Genomic DNA, 15,638 nt, shown 5'->3' on the forward strand with positions numbered 1-15,638 from the left:
ACACCAAGCCCGCCTCAGCCACTACAAACGCCGCGGCTACCCACTTCCTTAACTGCCGTTGCAGTACTAGTACCAGGCACCGCGCTTGCCTCCGGCCACACGGCCGGACCACCCCACCCGCACGGCACCGCCCGCGTCCGCGCGGGCCGTGATGACGGCAGCCCGCCGTCCGAGGAGATCATCATGAACAGCACCGGCAACACCGATTTGTCGTCGCGCTCTACGTCGATCCGGCCAGCCGGCAGGTCCGAGTTTCGATCGATCTCGACGATACCGAGTCGTGGCTGCTGCGCAACGACAGGGACAGCACGGTTCCACTGCGCATCTGCGTCCAGGGCGACGTCACGTTCGGGGGCTGACAAACCGATCGCGCGAGCGTCGGCCCGCGCTCGCGCCATTCGCGCATCGTCGAACGATTCCACTGCTCGTCCAATCAGGACACTCATCGCGTCACGTTGATGAAGAGGTTATTCATGAACTCGTAAACCACCGAAATGCCGGACCTTACTGGTAATCACCGGAATCACGACTTGCCGAATGCCTGAGCTGAAGTAGATGGCCAGCAGGCCTAATCGCCCGCCTCTGCCGCAACTTTCCCCCGTCCTGGACGTCCGGTTCGGCGCGTGCAATGCGCTCCGAGGTGGCGCGCCACGTAGGCCGACACGTGCAGAAGTTGCGCGACCCATGGCCACCCCTGCTGGTGAGTGAGGCGCAATGTTCTCAGTTGCCAGCCGTCGGAAGCATCGTGGACGCTTGCGCGTCCGTGCGGCGGTGGCGGTGCATGAGGATGCCCTTGGCCGTGGCGATCACGTCGCGGGTCCCGAGCGCGGTGCGTAGCTGGGCCTGTTCCTGGGAGCCGATCAGGGCGACGGCGGCGTGAGCGGCGAACAGTTCACCGATGTGCTCGGCATCGGCATCGAACGCGTCGCGCTGTGAGGAGTACAGGTTCAGCGCGCCCAGGGTGGTGCTGGTGGCGAACAATCGGAACCCCAGCACGGACGCCACACCGAGGCTGGCCGCGGTGTCGGCGAACTTGGGCCAGCGGGAGTCGTCGGCGAGGTTGCCGGTGCGGTAGGTGTGGTGCTCGGCGATGGCATCCACGCATGGGCCTTCGCCCAGCTCATGCTGCAACTCGTCCAAGCGGGCCACGAGATCGTCAGACGGCGCGACGGTGCGCAGCTGCCCGGCCTCCAGCAGCGACACCCCGGCGTACTCCGCGCCAGGGATCGTTGCCACCGCGGCAGTCACGATCCCTTTCATGGTCTGGTGCAGATCCGGTTCCGCGGTCAGTGACCGGGCCACCTCGCTGAGAGCGTGCGCTACCTGCCCCAGCGCCTCACTGTTGGCAGCCTGCCGGGATGATCGTTCATCGCCCACCTGCCCCATTCTGTCCGGATATAGACGTCACGGCCAGATGCGGCGCGGTCGGGAGTCGGGGCCGTGGTAGTTAACCGCCACGCTCCCAAGCTCGTGTCCACCGGCGTATCAGGGGTTCAGGCGAGGGCGAGGAACAACTTCTCGAGTTCGGCCTCGGTCAGGGGTTCCTGGTTGTTGTCATCGTTGCCGGTGAGGCATTGGCGCATGCCGGTGGCTACGATCTTGAATCCGGCACGGTCGAGGGCGCGTGAGACGGCGGCGAGCTGAGTGACGACGTCTTTGCAGCCTCGGCCAGCTTCGATCATGGTAATTACACCCGCGAGTTGCCCTTGCGCACGGCGGAGCCGATTGAGTACCTGCGTGATGGTTTCTTCGTCCCCAGTCATACGAACCCTCCTAAAGTAATCCCGACCTGGCACCAGTATACCCCGTGAGGTATCGCCAGTGGGGGGAGTTCGCTTCGCTTCCTGACGGCGCCGGTGGAGTCTCGGGCTGAGGCGACAGGCGGCGGCTGCCTGGTGGACGAAATTCGGCGATTCGTACTGTCGATCGTGTGCGTGGACCAGTGTGGCCGAGGCTGGCCCGCAACGAGACCTGTGAGACGTGCGTACCGCACCACCGGGCCAACTCGTACGAAAATCCAGCAACCTGCACTTGTTGGTCAACAGTTTCGGCTATGGGCAGCAGGCCGAACTCGTGATCGACAGGTTGGGCGTCGATCATTCGATGACGCGCCCGAAAGCGTGCACAGTCCGAGGTGAAGAAGGCTGGTGGGCGTAGGGCCCGCGTGAGAGCGGTGCCTTGACTTGTCGCGCTCTGCCTAGCGGCTGTAGGTGTCCTCGCGGGGCGGTGGTCCGACGTCGGAGTGGCGGCCGGGCAGGATCGCGGCGTGTCGTTGCCCGGGGCCCGGCCGGTGCGACTCGACCTGCTGCATCCTTGGGCGCCAGCGGCCGCGGCGGTCTCTGCCGGTGTGCGCTGTTGGGTGTGGCGGTGATGGCCGCGCTCGATGAGATCGTCTTTCACCAGATCCTGGCCTGGCACCACTTCTACGACCGCTCCACGCGTGCCGTCGGGTTGCTCTCGGACGGTCTGTTGCATACCGCCGAACTGCTTGGGCTGGTCGCCGGCTTCGTGTTGTATGCGGATTTGCGGCGCCACCACACTCTGGCCCCGCCGCAGGCCTGGGCCGGGCTGTTCCTCGGGTTAGGCGCGTTCCAGCTCTTCGACGGCATCGTCGACCACAAGCTGCTGCGCATCCATCAGGTCCGCTACGGCGTCGACATCCTGCCCTACGACCTCGCCTGGAACGGCGCCGGACTCGTCCTGCTGACCGTCGGCGCGGCCCTGGCCGTTCGCGCAGACGCACAGCGTCCGCGGTGCTGTTCCCGCTGTCCGGCGGGCCGTTCACCGCCCACATGGCCCAGCACCTCGTCGTCGCCATGATCGCCCCGTTGCTGCTGGTCCTCGCCCGTCCCCTCACTCTGGCCCAGCGCGCCCTGCCTCCTCAGAGTGCGCGGCGAGTGTTGCTGGCCCTGGCGCACTCCCGGCCCGTCACGTGGCTTGTCTTCCCGCCCCTGGCCGCACTGCTGGACATCGGCGGCCTGTGGCTGCTCTACCGCACCCCATTGCTGGCCGCGACACATCACCAGCCGCTGATACACGCCGCAGTCCAGGTCCACGTCGTGCTGGCCGGATTGCTGTTCACCTTCGCCATCTGCCAGCTCGACCCGCTACGCCACCGCTGGAACCTCGCCTGGCGGGGCCTCACCCTGCTGGCCGCCGGTGCCGGCCACGCCATCCTTGCCAAGACCCTGTACGTCGCCCGCCCGCCCGCCACCACCTACAGTGCGGTCGACCTGCACACGGGTGCGCAGCTGATGTACTACGGCGGCGACCTGGTGGAGATCGCTCTCGCGGCCGTCCTCGCTGTCCAGTGGTACCTCGCCACCGGTCGCGCCCACGCCCGACTCCAGCGCCGCCAGCGGCGACCACCGCTGACAGCTGACTCGCCCCCACACACCTCGCGCGACTTCTGAACCTTCCTTGGCACCCGTCGGCGGGCGGGATAACGAGCGACAGTGGCCGGGGGAGAGACGATGACGGCCCCATTTTTGATTGGCTGATACCCCCTGGGGTATTATAGTAAACCTGGTCGCCATAGGAGGTTCAACGATGTGTCAACGTGCTGTGTGTTCGACCTGCGGGAAGGCCACCTACACCGGGTGTGGGCGCCATGTCGAGCAGGTGCTCGCCGGTGTGCCCGCGTCACGGCGGTGTCAGTGTCAACCAGAGCAGGGCGGATCCGAGCGGAAGTGGTGGAAAATGTTCGGCCGCCGTTGATCACTGCGGCCACAGGGAGCCGGGCGCCACACCGAGGTGCTCGGCTCGCTGTCGAACAGGACCCTCGAACGGTACGAGTTGCACGTTCGTCACCGATGTTTAAGGACCCGCGACACCCTGTCAGGATCTGCGTCGACGCTGATCCTGCCCTTCACTCGCCCTGACTCCAATGGACCGGAAAGCGTGAGAGGGGCGCATTCCTTGAGCCTATGTGTGTCCGTGATGGTTGAAACGGAATAGTCATTGCCGCAACACGGTAAAGTGAATGTCCCCCGGCCCATGGGTCAAAGAACGGCTGTCATGGAGCCCTGAGCGCGGGGGTACTGGAGGAGTCGGCTGTCCGCGTAGAGCGCGGGCGGTGTCATGTCGTGTCTTTGCGAATCGTGGCTTTCTGGTCTATGTCGTGTGTCGGCTCTATGTCGTGTTTCGGCGGTTTCGTGTCGAAGTTGCCGAGGTGCCAGGTCAGCAGTGCGAGGGCGAAGACGAGGATGAACAGTCCAACAAGTGCGAATCCGACGTAGTTGAGGTCGAATTCGGCGATGGTGGTGATGGGGCCGGAATCGGGGTGGAGTGTGTCGGTGAGTAGTGATGCCAGTTGCACCGTGCCGATGAGGAACGCGCTGCCGACGGACAGTGTCGTGACGATGATGTTGTAGAACATTCGGCGAAGGGGTTTGGTGAGGGCCCAGTTGTAGGCGACGTTCATGAGGACACCCTCGGCTGTGTCGAACATGGTCATGCCTGCTGTAAAGAGGGCGGGTAGTACCAGGATGGCGTACCAGGGCAGGGACAGTGCGGCTCCGCCGGCGAGTATGAGTAGACCGATTTCAGTAGCGGTGTCGAATCCGAGGCCGAAGAGCACTCCGACTGGGTAGATGTGCCAGGGTTTGCGGACTGCCTTGGTGGTGCTTTTGAGGAGTCGGTTGAGGAACCCGCGGTTGTTGAGTTGGTTGTCCAGATCTGCTTCTGTGGCCGCCCGGTGGCGCATCTGCCGATACACCTTGATGATCCCGGCCAGCGCGACAAGGTTCATGATCGCGATGGCGTAGAGGAAGGTGCCTGATACCGCCGAGCCGAGGGCACTAGCCGTGTGACGCAGTGCCGATTCCTCGTCCCGGACTGCACCGGCCAGTGCCCGCACGCCCATCGCTAACGCTATGGAGAGCGCGAACACAACTGTGGAGTGGCCGAGGGAGAACCAGAATCCCACGGAGAGTGGGCGTTGTCCCTGAGCGAGCAGGTTGCGCGTGGTGTTGTCGATGGCGGCGATGTGGTCGGCGTCGAAGGCGTGACGGACGCCGAGTGTAAACGCGGTGATACCCAGCCCGATGCCGAACACCTGTGAGCTGTTGAGGGTGTGGTGCTGTGGTATGACAACGAAAAGGAGCATTCCCCAGCCGAGCGCGTTGAGGGCCAGGATGAAACCGGCCATCCCGGCGATCGAGCGTCGTGCCTGTGACGTCGGGATTGCGGCTGCCCGGGCTGGCGGGGGTGTGGTCATGGCTTGATCTTCTCCTCTCGTCGTCGACGATGCGGCCTGTGACCCACACCAGCGCCACACGCGCGGAGCCATCTCACCGAGTCCCACGGGTGATGTGTTTCGGGTCCGAGGGGTGGTCGCGACAGCAGTGGTCACGACCACCCCTCGGGACGTGTCAGTGGGAGAACGTGATGGTCGGCAGTGCTTTACGGAGCCAGCGCGGTGACCACCAGGCGGAGTGGCCGGTGATGCGAAGCAGGACCGGCAGGAGCACGAGCCGGATGAGGGCGGCGTCGAGCAGGACCGCGACGCCGAGGATGATGCCCATTTCCTTCGGGGGTAGCGGGTCGGCGAGGGCGAAGGTGAAGAACACGGCGACCATCACGGCGGCGGCGGCGAAGATCACGCGTCCGGAGTGGGCCAGGCCATCGATCAGGGCGCGCCGCGGGCTGCCGGTGAGTTCGTAGTGTTCTTTGGCGCTGGCGAGCAGGAACACGGTGTAGTCCATGGCGATGGCGAAGATCATCGCGAAGAAGAACACCGGCCCCCAGCCGTCGAGGAACCCCTGTGGAGTGAAGCCGAGGAGCCCGGCGAGGTGACCGTCCTGGAAGATCAGCTTCGCCACGCCGAACGCGGCGCCGGTGGAGAGCAGGCTGACGACGGTACCCAGCAGCGCGATGACCGGGGCTTGCAGGGCGACCAGGAGTAGGACGAACCCGAGGGCCAGGATCACCCCGACGACCAACGGCAGGTAGTCGTTCAGTGCGGTCTGCAGGTCCAGGTTCTCCGCCGGCGCGCCACCGACGAGTGCGCCGTCGGGCAGGGTGTCGCGCAGCCGGTCGAGTGTGTCGCCCAGTTGGGGCGAGGACGGATCGACGGTCGGCATGGCTTGGACCAGGGCGTAGTCGGAGCCGTCGGAGGCGGGTTGCGGCGGGGTGACCAGCGCGATGCCGTCGGTGTCCTCGGCCTGGGCGGCGGTGGCCTGGGCGTCGGCGGCGGGGGTGATGATCTGCAGCATGCCGGGGGCGCCGTCGCCGAAGCTGTCTTGAACGGCTTCGTAGCCCTGCCGGACCGGGGCATCGTTCGGGACGACCTGGATGGAGGGCATCGCGACCTTGAGCCCGAACACCGGCAGGGACAGGGCGATCAACACCAGCAGCGCGCCGAGGGCGAAGGGCCAGGGTTTACGGCTCAGCAACTGCCCCCAGCGGGAGAACCGTGGCGAGTGGGCCTCGGTGCGCTTGGCCCAGGGCAGGGCGAGGGAGTTGACCCGGCCGCCGAGCTTGCCCAGCACGGCCGGGAGCAGGGTGAGGGTGGCGGCGAGGACGAAGACGACGGCGAGCATGATGCCCACGGCCATGGTCCGCACCGCCGGTGCGGGGACGAGCAGCACGGCGGAGAGGCTGACCAGCACGGTGATGCCGGACAACAGGACGGCCTTGCCGGCGGTGTCCATGGTTTCGGCCACCGCGGCCCGCGCGTCCGCCAGCTTGCGCAGAGCGTCGCGGAAGCGAACGACGAGGAAGAGCGCGTAGTCGATGCCCAGGGCGAGGGCGAACATCATGGCGAAGTTCATCGCCCACACCGAGATCGGGGTGATCTCGTTGAGCAGCACCAGCGCACCGGCGGAGGCGCCGAGCCCGGCCAGGGTCAGCAGCAACGGCAGCCCTGCGGCCACGAGCGAGCCGAACGCGAGCACCATGATCGCCAGGGTGACCGGCCACGACACCATTTCGGCCTGAATCATCGCGTCGTGGTTGGCTTCGTTGAAGTCGCTCCACAGTGCCGAGGCCCCGGTCGGGTAGACGTGCACCGACGACGTGGACAGCCCAGTCAAGTCGGCCTTGAGATCATCGACCGCGCGGACCATGTCATCGGTGTTCGCGTTGGCTCCGGCGAGCAGAATGCCGGTGCGGCCGTCCGGGCTGATCGTCATCCCCGGTTTCGGCGGCACGAGCTGCCCAATGCGGTTGTCCTGGGCGAGCACATCCGCCGCCTGGCCGAGGATTTGTTGCACGGCTGGATCACTGATCGGCGCGTCGTCGGACTGCACGACGACCTGGATGGCCGAGGATGCGTTCCCGCCGAAGTGCTGCTGGGCGAGTTCACGGACCTGCACCGACTCGGATCCGTTGGCCTGCCACCCGGCGCCGGCCAGGGAGGTGAACACTGTCGGAGCGAGGGAACCCAGCGCGCCGACGACGAGCACCCACGCCGCGACCACCCACCACGCCCGGGCGGCCATCCGCGTGCCGAGTCTGCCCAACGGGCCGCTTCGCTGCAGGGACAACGCCGCGGTGTCCGGCGGGTGGCTGTCGGTACGGGTTGACGCGGTCATCCGGTTTCCTCCAGATATGGACTAGGGGTATGTCGTCGGGCATGTGCCACCGCGGCCCCGTGCCGGGGACGCTCGATCAGGTGGCGCCTGGAGTGCCAGGTTCTGCTGCGCCGTCGCAACAACGTCGGCGCCGTCGAGGAAGCGGATCCCCGAGCCGCCGGATCTTCCGCATGTGGGTATCTCCTCGAACGACACTACCAAAAAATACCCCATGGGGTATCGTCGTGCGGGCGTGGGTGAAGGGGAGGGCCTGCGCTTGCGTGTCAGACCGCTGCCCGAGCTGCGGTTCGCCAGTAGCGGCAGGGGCGCGTTGCAGCAGTAGGTGAGCGGTGTTTCGCCGGATACCCCCACGGGTAGTCGGGCAGGATGAAGGGAGGACGTGGATGCAGCCGCCCGTCGGAACAGCTGGAGCACGTGTTCCGGTCGCTGGTGGGCTCGGGTGATCCTCGCGGCGGGTTTCGGGCTTGTGATCGGCGTGACGCTGGGTCTGCTCGGCGCGGGTGGGTCCATTTTGGCGGTGCCCGCCCTGGTCTACGGGATGGGCGAGCCGGTGCGCCAGGCGATCCCGGCGTCGTTGGTGATGGTGGGGCTTTCGGCGATGGGTGGGGTCGTCCCCCGGTTACGTCAGGGCATTGTGCGGTGGCCGATTGCGGGGGTGTTCGGTGCGGCAGGCGCGGGAGCGGCCTTCGGTGGAGCAGCCGTGGGCCGGCTGGTGTCCGCGCAGGTGCTGCTGCTGGCGTTTGCCGTCGTGATGGTGGCCGCGGCGGTGCGGATGCTGCTCGGGCCGACCGAACCGCGCGGGGCGTGCACCGTCTCTGGTGGGAGGGTGAACTGGCGCTCGTGTCTGCCCCGGGCACTGGGTGTGGGTGCGGCCGTCGGATTCTTGACCGGCCTGTTCGGCGTCGGCGGCGGCTTCCTCGTAGTGCCCGCCCTGGTCCTGATGCTCGGGCTGGACATGCCGGCCGCGGTTGCCACCTCCCTGCTCATCGTGACGATCAACTCGATCGCCGGACTGGCGGCTCACTGGGACGCGGTGACCGAACTGGACTATCCCGTGGTCGCGGCCTTCACGATCGCCGCCCTCGCGGCGTCGGTGGCCTCGGGCAGGCTTGCCGGCCGCGTGGACGCCGACCGTTTGCGCCGCTGGTTCGCCTACCTGGTGATCGCGGTCGCGGTGTTCGTCGCGGTTCAGGCCCTGATCAACACCAGCGCGCTGACATGAGAAATCAGACGGAAAGAAAGGAGTGGATGATGCAGGTCGAGGAGCTCTACCGGCGACGAAACGAGGTACAGCTGGTGGACGTGCGCGAGCCCGAGGAATGGCAGGCCGGCCGCATCGAGAGCGCCCGGCACATTCCGATGGCCGAGGTGCCCACCCGGCTCACCGAGCTCGACACCACGCGGCCCGTGGTGACCGTGTGCCGCAGCGGTCACCGCAGTGGACAGGCAGCCGAATTCCTGCGGCAACAGGGTTATTCCGCGGAGAACACCGACGGTGGGATGCAGGCATGGCAGGAGGCCGCACTCCCCTTCACCACCCCTGACGGCAAGCCGGGAAGGGTGGCGTGAACCATGTGGTTCCAGCAGTTCTACCTCAACAGTCTCGGACACGCCTCCTACCTGATCGGGGACGAGAAGACCGGTCAGGCGCTGGTGTTCGACCCCCGCCGCGATGTGGAGGTCTATCGACAGACGGCTCGCGACCGGGGGTTTCGAATCACCTACGCGTGTGACTCCCACGGGCACAACGACTACCTGTCCGGGTTAGGCGAACTGGCCGGATCCGCGCACCCGCCGCAGGTATGGGGTTCAGCCGCCGGCGAGCTGAGTTACGCACACCGGCCGATCGCCGACGGCGAGCAGATCGAATTCGGCGACGTCGGCATCGAAGTGATGCACACGCCCGGGCACACCCCCGAGCACATCAGCCTGCTCGTCTACGATCGCTCCGCCAGCGCCGATACCCCGGCATTGTTGCTCTCCGGCGGGGCGCTGCTTGTCGGTGACCTCGCCCGCCCCGACCTGCTCGGTGGCCAGGAGCAGGCCCGCCGCCACGCCGAGGTCTACTGCGACACGATCCAGACCAAGCTGCTCACGCTGCCCGACCACGTCGAAGTGTTCCCCACACACGTGGCCGGATCACTGTGCGGCGGCAACATCGGGTCCCGCCTGTCGACCACACTCGGATACGAGAAACGCACGAACGCGACCCTGGCCGAGGTCGCCGAGAAAGACGAATTCGTGCGGCAATGCATCCGGCTGGACAACCTCCCCGCCGTGCCCCCGTACTGGCGGCGTATGCGCACCCAGAACATGGCCGGCGTCGACCCCCTCGGCGTACTCACCGAGCCGCCGCCGTTACCACCCGATGACGTCGCCGCTGCCCTCGACGGTGGCGCCGTCGTGCTCGACACCCGCTCGTCGGAAGCCTTCGGCGGTGGCCACATCCCCGGCGCCGTCAACGTGGGCCTCGGCTCGTCCTTCGCCACCTGGGCCGGCACCGTGCTCCCCGCCGACGCGGAGATCCTGCTCGTGCTCGACCGCCCTGGGGATCTGTGGGAGACGGTCTGGCAGCTACTTCGGATCGGCTACCGCATGCCCGTCGGGTGGCTGGCCGGGGGCATGAGCGCTTGGCGCACCTCGGCACGGTCGCTCGACCGCACCCCGCAGATCACGGTGGACGAGCTGAAACGCAGGCTTGACGAGGACGCGATCACCCTGCTCGACGTGCGTCAGCCCGCCGAGTGGGCCGCCGGCCACGTCACCGGCGCCACGTTCATCACCGGCGCCGAACTACCCGACCGGCTCGACGAGGTCCCCGCGGACAAACCTGTCGCCGTCACGTGCGGCAGCGGCTACCGCTCGTCGGTCGCCGCCAGCCTGCTCGCGCGAGAACGCGACATCCCGGTGATCAACGTCGCCGGCGGTATGACCGCGTGGCAGCGTGCGAGCTACCCGACCACAACCTGACACAAGCGCTCTCTCATGGAGGACTGCGATGGATTACGCCCGTACTATTACCCTTGACCTGCCGTATGAGCAGGCCGTGCCGACGGTGAAGGAAGCCTTTCAGGAGCAGGGGTTCGGCACGCTCACCGAGATCGACGTGCAGGCCACCCTGAAGAACAAGCTCGACGCGGACATGGAGCAGTACGTCATCCTCGGTGCGTGCAATCCCCAGCTCGCGCACCGCGCCCTCGACATCGACCGGCAAATCGGACTGCTGCTGCCCTGCAACGTCGTGGTCCGCGCCGCTGGCGACAACCAGACCCTGGTGCAGGCCCTCGACCCTCAGGTCATGGTCACCGTGCCCGAACTCGACGAGCTCCAGTCCATCGCCGACGACGCCGGACAACGCATCCACGCCGCCCTGCAGGCACTCGCTGCCTGACCGTAGCGCAGGGGCGCCGGGAAGGACGCGACAGTTGTCCACAAGAGAGGGAACACGATGACGAGTGCGGAGAGGCAGGCTCCCGTAGGCGCGGCGCCGGCAGGCCTCCAACTGCCGGGCATCGTGCTGGGCGTGGGGCTCGGCGGGTTCGTCGACGGCATCCTGTTGCACCAGCTGCTGCAATGGCATCATATGCTGACCAGCACGAACACCGACAATATCGGAGTAGAGTACTACGATCCCGAAACGGTGTCGGGCCTGGAGATGAACACCGTCTGGGATGGCGTCTTCCACACCGTGTGCTGGCTCGCCGTCCTGCTGGGCTTGGCTATCCTGTACTCCCGGGTCACCCACAACCGCCGCCAGGTGTGGACTTCCCGCGTGCTGTGGGGCTGGATCCTGGCGGGCTGGGGCATCTTCAATCTCGTCGAAGGTGTCCTGGACCACCACATCCTGGGGATCCATCACGTTCACGGCGGCCCTCATCAGCTGTGGTGGGACCTCGGCTTCCTCGTCATGGGCGCGTTCCTGCTCGTCGGCGGCTACCTGCTCCAGCGCAGTGGCCGACCCGTCGACCCCCACGCTGTCAGCGGTGGGCAGGCAGGACGACATGACTGATGGGCCACGACCCGCATCCACCTGATTATGGCGCAACCAGCAGTGCCATCCAGCTGCTGCTGGTCACGCTCACGCTCCTCGTCTGTGCCGGGGTCTATCTTTACCTGGCACGGCGTGCCCGCGTGAGCAACCCGGTGCAGGGCTGGAGCCGGTGGCGCACGGCCAGTTTCCTCACCGGGCTCTTCCTGCTGGCCGTGGCGCTGCTGCCGCCGGTCGCGGCATGGGCCCACACTGACTTCCGTGGCCACATGGCGCAGCACCTGCTCATTGGAATGTATGCCCCACTCGCCCTGGTGCTTGGTGCACCTGTCACCGTGCTGCTGCGGGCCCTGCCCACGCTCCGCGGACGCCAACTGACCGCCATCCTGCACAGCCGCCCGGCCCATCTCCTGGCCCACCCGGCAACCGCCCTGATGTTGTCCACCGGCAGCCTCGCGGTGCTGTACTTCACGCCGCTCTACACCGCGATGACGAGTCAGCCGACCGGTCACTGGCTGCTGCACGCCCACTTCCTCTTCGCTGGCTACCTGTTCGCCTACGCCATCGCCGGCCCCGACCCCGCGCCCGCGCGGCCCGGTGTCCGCACCCGGCTGGTCTACCTCGGCTGCGCCATCGCGCTGCACGCCGTGATCTCGCAGTTGATGTACGGGGGCTTCTGGATCAACATTCACGCCCCGATCGTCGAGGTCCGGGGAGGCGCCGAGATCATGTACTACGGCGGCGACATCGCCGAACTCCTCCTCGCCGCTGCCCTCGTCGCCACCTGGCGCCCCGAACGGCACCCCGCCCCACCGCGGACAGGCCCAGGCCGCTTGGTCACCAGCCTGAGTCGTGGCCTCAGTGGTCGTCCGCGCGAGCGCGCGGGGCCGGCCGGTGTGGGCGGAGCAGGCGGAGGTGTTCGGTGTCACCGAGCAGGTCCAGGCGCCGGTGCAGGAGTGGATTGTCGGTGGACTGGCTACGGTGGCAGGCGATGGCTTGATGGTGGCGTGTCCGGGAGACGGGCAGGGTGAGGTCGACCAAGTCAGGCGGTGAGCCAACCAGGGGGCTGCCGAACTCCGGGTTGAGCTGGTCGGCGACCTGGGCCGGTAACGTCCAGCCGAGGACGGGCAGACCCAGATGGTCGGCGGTGGCCAGGGCAGCTTCGGTGGCACGGACGTGGTCGGGGTGGGACGTCACGCCGGTGGTGTCGAACGCCAGCAGGTAGGTCGGTCTCACCTCGGCGGCCAGCGACTCGACGTGACCGGCGAGTTCGTCCACGGACACGTCGGTCAGGCCTCCGTCGGGGTAGTCCAGCAGGACGCTGCGCTTGACACCGAGTACTGTGGCCGCCGCGTCCAGCTCGTCGGCCCGTAATGCGCCCAGATCGGCGTGCTCTCCGCCCAGGGTGGAGGCCTCACCGTGGGTGAAACACAGCACCGTCACCGACGTTCCCGCAGTGGCCAAGTGGTCGAGCACCGCGCCAAGTCCGAACGATTCGTCGTCCGGGTGCGCGACCACCGCGAGCACGGTGTCTGCCGCGTCGAGCAGGTCACGGGCCTGCTCTTCCCTGCTTCTTGCTTGCGCATCCTGTCCCATACCACCGTTGTACGCCCGGGGGTATGTCGCCGCCAGCTGAACGACCGCGCGGTCGATACGTGGAATGCCAGCCACTGCGAGACTGTTATAATACCCAGGGGGGTATGAGAAGGAGGTGCATGATGGCAACAATCGAGCTGGCTAATGACACTTTTGACGAGGTCATCAGCGCGGATGGCATGGTGCTGGTGGATTTCTGGGCGGCGTGGTGCGGGCCGTGCCGACAGTTCGCGCCGGTGTTCGAGCGCGCATCCGAGCGTCACGAGGATGTCCGGTTCGGCAAAGTGGACACTGAGGCGCAGCCGGAACTGGCGGCGCGGTTCGGTATCTCCTCGATTCCCACCTTGATAGTCGCGCGTGATGGCGTGGTGCTGTATGCGCAGCCCGGTGCGCTGCCGGAGAGTGCGCTCGAGGACCTGATCGGGAAGGCCCGCGAGGTCGATATGGGCCAGGTTCGGCAAGAACTCGCCGAACAGTGACCGTGATGATCCGATCGCGATCGTCAGCGCGGACGCCGAGTACCCGAATCCCGTGGAGCGGGGCCTGCGACCAGACAACGTCTGAGCTGAAGATTGTGAGACGAGGAGAAGCAAGATGGTAGACATCATCGCACTCGACACGCCCACGCTGGGCGACCGTAGCTACCTAGTCACCGATGGCGACGTGGCGTTCGTGGTGGACCCGCAGCGCGACATCGACCGATTCCTCACGCTCGCCCAGCAGCGGGGTGTGTGTGTCACCGACGTGTTCGAAACGCACATTCACAACGACTACGTGACCGGAGGGTTGGCACTGGCGCAGGCCACCGGAGCGGCCTACCACGTCAACGCGGCTGACACCGTGTCCTTCGATCGCCAGCCGATCAGTGACGGCGACGAGGTACAGATCGGCCCGGCGATGCGGGTACGCGCCTTGACCACCCCAGGCCATACCTTCACGCATCTGTCCTATGTGCTGGAAACCCCCGGCCGCCCACCGGCGGTGTTCACCGGCGGCTCGCTGCTCTACGGCTCGACCGGGCGGCCGGATCTGCTGGGGACCGTGCACACCGAAGAACTCGCGCACGCGCAGTACGGCTCGGCACGGAGGTTGGCCACCGAACTCCCCGACGATGCGGAAATCTACCCCACCCACGGGTTCGGCAGCTTCTGCTCGGCCACTCAGGCACAGGGCGAGCAATCCACCATCGGCCAGGAAAAGCAGACCAACCCCGCCCTGACACAGGACGAGCAGGACTACGTCCACTCCCTGCTGCAGGGCCTGGACGACTACCCGGCCTACTACACCCACATGATGCCGCTCAACACTGCTGGGCCACAGGCGCCGGATCTGTCCCCGCCGGAGCAGGCCGACGCCCCCGAGTTGCGCCGACGCCTCGAGTCCGGTGAATGGGTGGTGGACCTGCGCACCCGGACCGCGTTCGCGGCCGGCCACGTTCCCGGCACCCTCAACTTCGGCGCCGACGGCAACTTCGTCACCTACCTCGGCTGGCTGATCCCCTGGGGCACCCCGTTGACACTGTTGGGCGACACCGCCGAGCAGGTCGCCGAGGCGCAGCGTGAACTGGTGCGCATCGGCCTCGACCGCATCGAAGCCGCGGCCACCGGCGACCCGCACGAGTGGTCCGGCGACACGCCCCTGGAGTCGTTGGCTGTCGCGGACTTCGCCGACCTGGCCACAGTGCTCCACCACCGTCCGGTCGTGGTCCTCGACGTGCGCCGCAACCAGGAATGGGCCACCGGTCACCTGGACGGCGCCGTCCACATCCCGCTGCACGACCTACTCGACCGGCTTACCGACGTCCCCCCCGGCGAGGTATGGGTGCACTGCCGCTCCGGCTACCGTGCCTCCATCGCCGCCTCCATCCTGGCCGCCGCCGGCCGCCATGTCGTCGTGATTGACGACGACATTGACCAGGCTGCCGCAACCGGCGCCCCTTTCCGTGCCGCTGCCCAGCACAGTGCGGTGACGCGCTAACGGCGTTAGCCACTGGCATTGGCCGTGACCAGCGCGACCGAGTACAGCATGACACCGTTAAAGCAACCCACACGTCAAGGAAGATCATCATGGATTACGCCCGGACGATCACGCTCGATCTACCGTATGAACAGGCCGTGCCGACGGTGAAGGAGGCGTTTCAGGAGCAGGGGTTCGGTATGCTCACCGAGATCGATGTGCAGGCCACGCTGAAGACCAAGCTCGACGCCGATATGGAGCCGTACGTCATCCTCGGCGCGTGCAATCCCCAACTCGCGCACCGCGCCCTCGACATCGACCGGCAAATCGGACTGCTGCTGCCCTGCAACGTCGTGGTCCGCGCCGACGGGGACAACCAGACCGTGGTCCAGGCCCTCGATCCCCAGGTCATGGTCACCGTGCCCGAACTCGACCAACTTCAGCCCATCGCCGACGAAGCCGGACAACGCATCAACACCGCCCTCGACGCTCTGACCCACCGCAGCGTTTAGCGGTGCCTCGGACCGTGAAACCCGCAGAGGCGACGCAAGCACGGGCGACTG

The 15,638-nt window shown here is 66.8% G+C and carries 16 protein-coding genes and 1 pseudogene; 11 read left to right on the top strand and 6 right to left on the bottom strand.

What is annotated here, in order from left to right:
• Positions 1 to 14: 14 nt before the first annotated feature.
• From FCN18_RS21155 to FCN18_RS21165, 3 genes are all read right to left on the bottom strand, one after another.
• Complete coding sequence (locus FCN18_RS21155; protein WP_137095936.1) at positions 15 to 446, bottom strand: hypothetical protein; 432 nt, start codon at positions 444 to 446, stop codon at positions 15 to 17.
• A 274-nt stretch (positions 447 to 720) separates the two neighbouring features.
• Positions 721 to 1,386 (bottom strand): GAF and ANTAR domain-containing protein, encoded by a 666-nt coding sequence (locus FCN18_RS21160; protein WP_112276657.1) that lies wholly within the window; start codon positions 1,384 to 1,386, stop codon positions 721 to 723.
• 107 nt (positions 1,387 to 1,493) lie between these two features.
• A complete protein-coding gene (locus FCN18_RS21165) occupies positions 1,494 to 1,763 on the bottom strand; it encodes a metal-sensitive transcriptional regulator (RefSeq protein WP_043830840.1) in 270 nt (89 codons plus the stop codon).
• A 598-nt stretch (positions 1,764 to 2,361) separates the two neighbouring features.
• On the opposite strand from FCN18_RS21165, the gene FCN18_RS21170 reads away from it, so the two are divergent.
• Together FCN18_RS21170 and FCN18_RS21175 are read left to right on the top strand one after the other, a co-directional pair.
• A complete protein-coding gene (locus tag FCN18_RS21170; RefSeq protein WP_228708117.1) occupies positions 2,362 to 2,820 on the top strand; it encodes a DUF2243 domain-containing protein in 459 nt (152 codons plus the stop codon).
• Positions 2,754 to 3,413, top strand: coding sequence for a cytochrome c oxidase assembly protein (locus FCN18_RS21175; RefSeq protein WP_197684734.1), 660 nt, complete (start codon positions 2,754 to 2,756; stop codon positions 3,411 to 3,413). Before FCN18_RS21170 ends, FCN18_RS21175 begins: the two co-directional genes overlap by 67 nt.
• Positions 3,414 to 4,078: 665 nt before the next feature.
• On the opposite strand, the gene nicT is transcribed toward FCN18_RS21175, so the two are convergent.
• Positions 4,079 to 5,218 (bottom strand): Nickel transporter NicT, encoded by a 1,140-nt coding sequence (gene nicT, locus FCN18_RS21180; protein ID WP_081684794.1) that lies wholly within the window; start codon positions 5,216 to 5,218, stop codon positions 4,079 to 4,081.
• A 154-nt stretch (positions 5,219 to 5,372) separates the two neighbouring features.
• Complete coding sequence (locus FCN18_RS21185; RefSeq protein ID WP_043830838.1) at positions 5,373 to 7,535, bottom strand: MMPL family transporter; 2,163 nt, start codon at positions 7,533 to 7,535, stop codon at positions 5,373 to 5,375.
• Positions 7,536 to 7,974: 439 nt separating this feature from the next.
• Here FCN18_RS21185 and FCN18_RS21190 point away from each other — a divergent pair, with 439 nt between their 5' ends.
• From FCN18_RS21190 to FCN18_RS40220, 6 genes and pseudogenes are all read left to right on the top strand, one after another.
• Entirely contained in the window at positions 7,975 to 8,757 is a 783-nt protein-coding gene (locus tag FCN18_RS21190; protein ID WP_043830836.1) for a sulfite exporter TauE/SafE family protein, read from the top strand.
• A 29-nt stretch (positions 8,758 to 8,786) separates the two neighbouring features.
• A complete protein-coding gene (locus FCN18_RS21195) occupies positions 8,787 to 9,104 on the top strand; it encodes a rhodanese-like domain-containing protein (RefSeq protein WP_043830916.1) in 318 nt (105 codons plus the stop codon).
• Between the two features lie 3 nt (positions 9,105 to 9,107).
• Positions 9,108 to 10,505, top strand: a complete 1,398-nt coding sequence (locus FCN18_RS21200) for an MBL fold metallo-hydrolase (RefSeq protein ID WP_043830835.1) — start codon at positions 9,108 to 9,110, stop codon at positions 10,503 to 10,505.
• A 28-nt stretch (positions 10,506 to 10,533) separates the two neighbouring features.
• On the top strand, positions 10,534 to 10,926 hold the full coding sequence (locus FCN18_RS21205) for a DUF302 domain-containing protein (protein ID WP_043830833.1): 393 nt from the start codon (positions 10,534 to 10,536) through the stop codon (positions 10,924 to 10,926).
• A 57-nt stretch (positions 10,927 to 10,983) separates the two neighbouring features.
• Positions 10,984 to 11,544 carry a DUF2243 domain-containing protein gene (locus FCN18_RS21210; RefSeq protein ID WP_043830831.1) on the top strand — a complete coding sequence of 187 codons (561 nt, stop codon included), beginning with the start codon at positions 10,984 to 10,986 and terminating at the stop codon, positions 11,542 to 11,544.
• Positions 11,544 to 12,302: pseudogene (locus tag FCN18_RS40220) on the top strand (cytochrome c oxidase assembly protein); the annotation flags it as partial. The gene FCN18_RS21210 and the pseudogene FCN18_RS40220, both read left to right, overlap by 1 nt.
• 79 nt (positions 12,303 to 12,381) lie before the next feature.
• Here FCN18_RS40220 and FCN18_RS39815 read toward each other — a convergent pair.
• Positions 12,382 to 13,119 (bottom strand): PIG-L deacetylase family protein, encoded by a 738-nt coding sequence (locus tag FCN18_RS39815; protein WP_051171991.1) that lies wholly within the window; start codon positions 13,117 to 13,119, stop codon positions 12,382 to 12,384.
• Positions 13,120 to 13,241: 122 nt separating this feature from the next.
• Between FCN18_RS39815 and trxA the strand changes: the two genes are divergently transcribed.
• The 3 genes from trxA (at position 13,242) to FCN18_RS21235 (ending at position 15,587) form a co-directional block, all read left to right on the top strand.
• A complete protein-coding gene (gene trxA / locus FCN18_RS21225) occupies positions 13,242 to 13,598 on the top strand; it encodes a thioredoxin (RefSeq protein WP_043830913.1) in 357 nt (118 codons plus the stop codon).
• Between the two features lie 115 nt (positions 13,599 to 13,713).
• A complete protein-coding gene (locus tag FCN18_RS21230) occupies positions 13,714 to 15,096 on the top strand; it encodes an MBL fold metallo-hydrolase (protein ID WP_043830829.1) in 1,383 nt (460 codons plus the stop codon).
• A gap of 89 nt (positions 15,097 to 15,185) precedes the next feature.
• On the top strand, positions 15,186 to 15,587 hold the full coding sequence (locus FCN18_RS21235; protein ID WP_043830827.1) for a DUF302 domain-containing protein: 402 nt from the start codon (positions 15,186 to 15,188) through the stop codon (positions 15,585 to 15,587).
• Positions 15,588 to 15,638: the final 51 nt, after the last annotated feature.

Origin of the sequence: Prauserella endophytica, from assembly GCF_005146945.1 — a bacterium.
In the GTDB taxonomy this organism is placed as follows: domain Bacteria; phylum Actinomycetota; class Actinomycetes; order Mycobacteriales; family Pseudonocardiaceae; genus Prauserella_A; species Prauserella_A endophytica.